Source organism: Mesorhizobium sp. M1A.F.Ca.IN.020.04.1.1, assembly GCF_003997315.1.
GTDB lineage: Bacteria > Pseudomonadota > Alphaproteobacteria > Rhizobiales > Rhizobiaceae > Mesorhizobium.
In genome coordinates this window covers 52599-59512 of sequence record NZ_RZSN01000015.1, presented here as the reverse complement: position 1 = coordinate 59512, position 6914 = coordinate 52599, and the positions used below count along the sequence as shown (strand labels likewise).

Here is a 6914-nt window from a genome sequence, read left to right as displayed (position 1 = left end):
TGGCCGCCGAGGTCGTCAACCTGACGATGAGGCTGGAAGGGCCGGATTCGCCGATCGCCAAGGCCTTGGCGATCGGCGAATCCGGCCCTTCCAGCCTCATCGTCAGGTTGACGACCTCGGCGGCCAGTTCGTTCATTTGTTCGCGAAGCGCCGCACCGGCGCGCGGTGCCTCGGCTGCCTGTTCGGGCTGTGCCGTTTCCAGCGCGGCAAGATCGGTCTTGAGCCGCTTGTTCTCCCGCGCAAGCGCCGTCAGCCGCGCCTCCAGCCGCTCGCGATCGCCTTCGAGCTTGGCGATGGCATTGTCGATCCCTTGGACTTCGTCGGCCTTATGCGTTCCGCCATTTACCGCATGATCTTTGCTTGGGCGTTCGCGCATCCGCGCAAGCTCCTTTTCGCGCCTGTCCAGCTTTTCCTCGCGGTCGGCAAGCGTTGCAAGCAGCCGTTCGACCTTCTTGTCCAGCTCGGCCGTCCGTTTCTTCTCCGCCTTGAGCGCGTCCCTGGCGGCTTTGCTTTCCGCTGCCAGTTCCTGATTGCGCCGGTCCGCTTCCTTGCGCTGGCTGCGCAGCACCGCAATGTCATTGGCAAGCTTGTCCAGTTCCGAATCGCGGGCGACGAGCTCGATCTGGCGGTTTGAGGAAGAAAAGCTGGCTTCGTCATACATCTGCTCGAGCTTTTGCAGCTCCAGCGCGCGCTTCTCCAGCGAGCGCTCCGCCTGCGCCAGCTTTTCTGTAAGCTTGTGCAACTCTTCCTCGCGCAGCCTGAGCTCCGCGTTCTTGGCCTGCAGATCGGAAAGCGCCTGAGTCTTGTCCTTCTTCTCGACCGCCAGTCCCTTCAGGGCCTCCTGGGCGCGGCCGATCTCGACCAGTTGCTCGGCCATCTTTTCCTTCAGATTTTTGATGTTCATCTCGAGTCGGCGCGTGTTCATGGCGAACTCGGCGCGGATACGGTCCTTCTCGGCCAGCATCTCGGCAGGCGTCAGCGGCATCGAGGCCTCAAGGCGCCGGCGTGTCAACACGACGGCCCGCCGCCAGACGGCCGGCGCGATCAGCGACACCAGAAAGGCCGCGCAGAGGAAGCCGAGTGCGAAGAACAGGATCGACTGGACCAAGGTGGACTATCCGTATGCGAGGCGGCAACCCGCCATGCCGACTGTGCCACCTTGGCATGGCGGAAATCCAGCGCCGCGGCAAGAGCACGCCGCGGCACGATCAGTCTTATCCGAGCGGCTGTGGCAATCCTGTCCGGTCAGAACGGATTCCACGTCGCCCGCTCGGTCAGCTTCAGATAGCCGAGATTGACGCCGAGCCGGGCACCGACCCCGGTGCGGATCGGAACGAGCAGCACTCTGTTGCTTTGCAGCACGTTGAAGCCGACGCCCGCCACGACATAAGCCGATCCGGCGACGCCGCCGAAGCGGTTGTAGAGGCTGCTGATATCGTCGAGATTGTAGACCAGCATCATCACGCGCGAGCCTTCGCCGCCGAAATCCCAGCCGAGCGATGGGCCTTGCCAGAACACCTTATGGTCGCCGGCGTTCTTGGTGTACAGCGTGCCCTCGCCATAGGTCAGGCCGCCGATCAGCGCGCCGGATCCCTCCTCGCCGAGCAGATAACCGTTTGGCAGGCCGTAGGACGCGAACACCTTTTCGACCACGGTGGCGAGGCCTCCCGACGTCGCGCCGAAGAACTTGTGGCCGGAATCGACAATCTCTTGCGCGGTGTATTCCTGGGCCCGCGACGCCGAGGTTGAGAGGATGAGAGCACCCGAGAGGGCGATCGTCATGGTGAGGACGCGGACGAACATCCGGTCAAAGAATCGGGAAAACATGCTTCCAATCTCCGTCAGGGAGCACTTTCGCCGACGCCTCGTATCCCTACGGCTCTTGGCGGCCGTTTCGAGATGACTGTTACGGGCAAACTATGCCGTAATCCTTTTTCAACCATTAAGCTGGCGCAGGAAGATGGCGGTTCGAGGGCTGAAGAGCCTGACACGATCTCTATCAGCCTCAATTTCGCGGCATCACGCACCATTTTCGCTGTCCGCAGCTGTGGATTTGTTGATGCATGGACGGACGCTGTGTATTCAGAAGGCCTTGGAAAAGAGCGTGATTCGCGTAGCGGGCGCGACAACGTTCGGCCATGACATGTGAACCAGCAGGGATTTCTCCGATGGCCGAGCTCTTCACCCTCTCCGCCCCCGATCTGGCTGCGCTTTTGTGCAGCCGCGTATGCCACGACATCATTTCCCCGGTCGGCGCCATAAACAACGGCCTCGAACTGCTCGATGAAGGCGGCGCCGACGAAGACGCCATGAAGCTGATTCGCCAGAGCGCCAGGAACGCCTCGGCGCGGCTGCAGTTTGCCCGCATCGCCTTCGGCGCCGCGGGCTCCGCCGGCATGATGATCGATACCGGCGACGCCGAGGCCGTGGCCATTGCCTTCCTGAAGAACGAGAAGCCGGAACTTGTCTGGAACGGCGCCCGCGCGCTGCTGCCCAAGAACAAGGTCAAGCTTCTGCTCAATCTCATTCTTGTCGCCAATGCCGCCATACCGCGTGGCGGCAGGCTGGTTGTCACGTTGGAGAACCTCGAGACCGAACCGCGTTTCTCGCTGTCGGCGAGCGGCCCCATGCTGCGGGTGCCGCCGAAATTCCTCGAGCTGCATTCGGGCCACAAGCCCGAGGAGCCAATCGACGCCCACTCGGTCCAGCCTTATTACACGCTGCTTCTGGCGCGCGAGGCGAACATGACGATCTCGATCCATGCGACGGCCGATGAGATCGTGTTGTCGGCGGCCTGAGGCGACAGCCAAGAACAGGTCAAGTATCCATTGTCACTGATCTTGCAGCTGGCAGTGCGATCGAAGCATTGCCTGCCGCCTGGAACTGTAGGTGCATCGCAGGCCAAAACCGCGCAAAGCGGTTCTTTGGAAAAACTTTACCTAACCGCTTTTCGGCTTCTTTACCAGATTGTTCTAGGGTGCCTCACGGTTACCGGATTGCCGGTTCGGCAGATGGCAAAGAGGACCCGGAAATGAAACGCTGCCTGTTCGTGGATGACTCGAGCGTCATCAGGAAGGTCGCGAAGCGTATCCTTGGCGGCTCGGACATCGTGGTCTTCGAGGCGGCCAGCGGGCTTGATGCGATCGAGATCTGCTCCGGCGACATGCCCGATGTCATTGTTGTCGACGGCGGCCTGCCGGATATGCAGGCGGTCGACCTCATTCGCCGCATCCGTGCCATCGAAAGCCCCGTCAAGCCGCAGATCCTGGTCTCGCTCGTCGAAGTCGATGTCGGCTCGATCATGCGAGCGAAACGTGCCGGCGCCCAGGGTTACCTGCTGAAGCCCTTCAACCGCGCGCAGTTGCTCGAGAGCTTCCGCTTCCTGAAAATCGCGGCCTGAGCTTTTCGACACCCCAAACAAAAAACCCGGCCTGGGCCGGGTTTTGTGTGAATTGGCAGAGGATCAGGCGCTGACGCGGATGTCTTCCGGCTCACGCAGCACATAGCCGCGGCCCCACACCGTCTCGATGTAATTCTGGCCGCCGGACGCTGCGTCGAGCTTCTTGCGCAGCTTGCAGATGAAGACGTCGATGATCTTCAGTTCCGGCTCGTCCATGCCGCCATAGAGGTGGTTGAGGAACATTTCCTTGGTAAGGGTCGTGCCCTTGCGCAGCGAGAGCAGCTCAAGCATCTGATATTCCTTGCCGGTCAGGTGCACGCGCTGGCCGCCCACCTCGACCGTCTTGGCGTCGAGATTGACCACCAGGTCGCCGGTGGTGATGACCGACTGGGCGTGGCCCTTGGAGCGGCGCACGATGGCGTGGATGCGCGCCACCAGCTCGTCCTTGTGGAAAGGCTTGGTCATATAGTCGTCGGCGCCGAAGCCGAGGCCGCGCACCTTATCCTCGATGCCGGCCATGCCGGAGAGGATCAGGATCGGCGTCTTGACCTTGGAGAGGCGAAGCGTGCGCAGCACCTCGTAGCCCGACATGTCGGGAAGGTTAAGATCGAGGAGGATGATGTCGTAATCGTAGAGCTTGCCGAGATCGACCCCTTCTTCGCCAAGGTCGGTCGTATAGACGTTGAAGCTTTCCGATTTCAGCATCAACTCGATGCTCTGTGCGGTTGCACTGTCGTCTTCAATCAGCAGAACACGCATTTCATTCCCCTTTTCTGCCGCCGAGTCGCGTCACGACCCGTCCCGAACCCGGAGCAGTGATTGCCTGAACAGAAGGTGCCACCGACTGGTTAACAAATCCTAATTTCGTGTCGGTCACGATATCAGATTTTTTAACCCCTTTCTACACCCACTTGAATCTAATAACGAATCGTAGACCCAAATCGCTCATGTACCACATTAATAAGCAAGCCTAAGTGACTCCAGAGACTCGCAGGCCGCGCTTCCTGCCGCTGTCCGGAATTTTTACCCGGCCTTAAGTCCTCGCCCGTATGATTAACAATGCCCGTAAACGAATGGTTACCGCCGGCAAAAATCTTTAGGGCTTTGTTTCCCATAGAGCGGGGAAAGCCGGTGGAAACGGGCGACGCGTAGGCCTTTCGAGGTCGATGGGACGATATGCAGGTGTGCGTTTTGCGGAGTACCGAGTCATGAAGTCACGTGAAAACCTCGTTCGGCTGAAGCAGTTTCAGGTGAATGAGAAGCGGCGCCAGCTGTTGCAGCTGGACATGATGATCGCCGAATTCGAACGCATGGCCGTCGAGTTGGAGGCGCAAATCGTCGCTGAAGAGAAAAAAGCCGGCATCACCGACATCAATCATTTTGCCTATCCGACCTTCGCCAAGGCGGCACGACTGCGCCGCGACAACCTCAGGAACTCGCAGAACGATCTCGCCCAGCAGCGAACCATGGCCGAATCATTACTCGGCGAAGCTGAAGCGGAGCTTTCCAAGGCGGAGATGCTGGAATCGCGCGACAGCAAGATCCGCGACGCGGAAGTGGGCGGCCGCAGCGCCATGATCGGCTGACCGCCGAGCGCAATTGATCCCTCGGAGCGCTGCCTGATCGCCGTTTCGAACCACGAGCCGAAAAAGCCCGGCCTCCGGCCTAGGGCAGCATCGCCGTTTCATCATCCTGATGGTCCACCGATGCCCGCGCTCGGGCTTCCTTGATGTCGGGGGCATGCTCTTCCGCCCAGGACCTGATCTGGCTGAGCAGTCCCGCAAGGTTCTGGCCGAGCTCCGTCAATTCATACTCGACCCTCGGCGGTATGACCGGATAGACCTCGCGCCGGACGAGCCCGTCGCGCTCCAGCACGCGCAGCGTCTGCGTCAGCATTTTCGGCGTGATGCCTTCCAGCTTGCGGGCGAGCTCGCCATTGCGCAGGCGGCCGCGCCGCAACGCGCAAACCGTCAGATAGACCCATTTGCTGGCCAGCATTTCGAGCACCGTATGCGACGGGCATGTGCGCCGGAATGCATCGTAGCCAAAGGAACCGCTGTCTTCACTATCCATGAGATACCTATATATCCGAAAGGTGCATACTAGACAAGCGATTGTTACTATCCAAATGATAGCGGCAGCAATCAAGCAGGAGAGCATCCAATGCGTGCCGTTACCCAGAATTCCGTTGGCGAACCCGACGTCCTTTTCGTCGCCGAACAGCCGGCCCCCTCGCCCAAGGCCAGCGAAGTTCTGGTCCGCGTCAAGGCCGCGGGCATCAACCCGGTCGATGGCGCGGTGCGCGCCGGCTACTTCCCTCTCATCGGCGAACCACCTTTCATTCTCGGCTGGGATATCTCGGGCACCGTCGAGGCGCTGGGCACCGGCGTGACCGCCTTCAAGGTCGGCGATGCGGTCTTCGGCATGCCGCGCTTCCCCAAGCAGGCCGCCGCCTATGCCGAGTTCGTCGCCACGCCGGTGGACGAGATCGCAGCCAAGCCTGCCGCCATCGACCATGCCCAAGCCGCGGCGCTGCCGCTGGCCGGGCTGACCGCCTGGCAGGGTCTCGTCCGCCACGGCGGTTTGCAATCCGGCCAGCGCGTCCTGATCCACGCCGGCGCCGGCGGCGTCGGCCATCTTGCCGTGCAGATAGCCAAGGCGCGCGGCGCCTGGGTCATCGCCACTGCGAGCCCGGACAAGCTTGATTACGTCCGCTCGATCGGCGCCGATGAGGTCGTCGACTACACCAAAGGCGATTTCACCGAACAGGTCCGCGATATGGATCTAGTGCTGGACGCCATGGGCGGCGACCATGCCGACCGGTCGCTGAAAGTGCTGCGCGAAGGCGGCGTGCTGGTGTCGCTGCTCAACGTCCACGATGCGACAAGGGTCAAGGCCGGGGAGCGCAACATCCGCGTCGAGCGCATGTCGGTGGTGCCGGATCGCGAGGGGCTGGTGGAACTCGCCAGGCTAGTCGATGCCAGGAAGCTCGCCGTGCACGTGGCGAAGGCTTTTCCGCTGAACCAGGCGGGTGCCGCCCATGCCTTCCTCGCCACCCGACCGATCGGCAAGGTTGTGCTGACGGTTTGATCAGCGCAGATCCCGGAAGCAAAAGGGCGCGGAGTTCCGCGCCCTTCTTTGGGTTCCGGCGCTGGCCTAGTGCCGGTACTGCTGGATCCGCGTCGTGCGCAGCCCGGCAAGGCCATATTCGTCGATCGATGCCTGCCAGGAGAGAAACTCCTCGGTGGTCAGCTTGTAGCGTTGGCAGGCCTCTTCCAGGCTGAGCAGTCCGCCGCGAACCGCCGCGACCACTTCCGCCTTGCGCCGGATAACCCAGCGCCGTGTATTCGTCGGCGGTAGATCGGCTATCGTGAGAGGGCTGCCGTCGGGCCCGATAACATATTTGACTCTAGGTCTAACCAGATCGGTCATCGTACTCTCTACTAAAAACTCAAAGACCCAATCCCCGCCACCATACCGCCACAGCTTTAAAAATTGCCTAAGCGAAGCCTAA

The 6914-nt window shown here is 61.3% G+C and carries 9 protein-coding genes; 4 read left to right on the top strand and 5 right to left on the bottom strand.

Annotated features, from left to right (window positions below; genetic code table 11):
* Both EOA49_RS05810 and EOA49_RS05805 read right to left on the bottom strand, forming a co-directional pair.
* The coding region (locus EOA49_RS05810; protein WP_127243088.1) for a hypothetical protein at positions 1–1108 on the bottom strand (1108 nt) is incomplete at its 3' end.
* A 137-nt stretch (positions 1109–1245) separates the two neighbouring features.
* A complete protein-coding gene (locus EOA49_RS05805; RefSeq protein ID WP_245299591.1) occupies positions 1246–1782 on the bottom strand; it encodes an EipA family protein in 537 nt (178 codons plus the stop codon).
* 386 nt (positions 1783–2168) lie between these two features.
* Between EOA49_RS05805 and EOA49_RS05800 the strand changes: the two genes are divergently transcribed.
* Together EOA49_RS05800 and EOA49_RS05795 are read left to right on the top strand one after the other, a co-directional pair.
* Positions 2169–2798, top strand: a complete 630-nt coding sequence (locus EOA49_RS05800) for a histidine phosphotransferase family protein (protein ID WP_067326376.1) — start codon at positions 2169–2171, stop codon at positions 2796–2798.
* A gap of 233 nt (positions 2799–3031) precedes the next feature.
* Positions 3032–3400, top strand: a complete 369-nt coding sequence (locus EOA49_RS05795) for a response regulator (RefSeq protein ID WP_127217419.1) — start codon at positions 3032–3034, stop codon at positions 3398–3400.
* A 63-nt stretch (positions 3401–3463) separates the two neighbouring features.
* On the opposite strand, the gene ctrA is transcribed toward EOA49_RS05795, so the two are convergent.
* Positions 3464–4159: a cell cycle two-component system response regulator CtrA gene (gene ctrA, locus EOA49_RS05790; protein WP_006203583.1), complete on the bottom strand. Its 696-nt coding sequence runs from the start codon at positions 4157–4159 to the stop codon at positions 3464–3466.
* A gap of 449 nt (positions 4160–4608) precedes the next feature.
* On the opposite strand from ctrA, the gene EOA49_RS05785 reads away from it, so the two are divergent.
* The gene (locus EOA49_RS05785) at positions 4609–4986 is read left to right on the top strand and encodes a flagellar export protein FliJ (protein WP_095777257.1); all 378 of its coding nucleotides are present in this window, start codon (positions 4609–4611) and stop codon (positions 4984–4986) included.
* A 79-nt stretch (positions 4987–5065) separates the two neighbouring features.
* On the opposite strand, the gene EOA49_RS05780 is transcribed toward EOA49_RS05785, so the two are convergent.
* Positions 5066–5473: a helix-turn-helix domain-containing protein gene (locus EOA49_RS05780; RefSeq protein ID WP_095777256.1), complete on the bottom strand. Its 408-nt coding sequence runs from the start codon at positions 5471–5473 to the stop codon at positions 5066–5068.
* 90 nt (positions 5474–5563) lie between these two features.
* Between EOA49_RS05780 and EOA49_RS05775 the strand changes: the two genes are divergently transcribed.
* Complete coding sequence (locus EOA49_RS05775; protein WP_127243087.1) at positions 5564–6490, top strand: NADP-dependent oxidoreductase; 927 nt, start codon at positions 5564–5566, stop codon at positions 6488–6490.
* Between the two features lie 66 nt (positions 6491–6556).
* Here the strand turns inward: EOA49_RS05775 and EOA49_RS05770 are convergent, their stop codons facing one another.
* Positions 6557–6832 (bottom strand): DUF1153 domain-containing protein, encoded by a 276-nt coding sequence (locus EOA49_RS05770; RefSeq protein ID WP_006203587.1) that lies wholly within the window; start codon positions 6830–6832, stop codon positions 6557–6559.
* Positions 6833–6914: the final 82 nt, after the last annotated feature.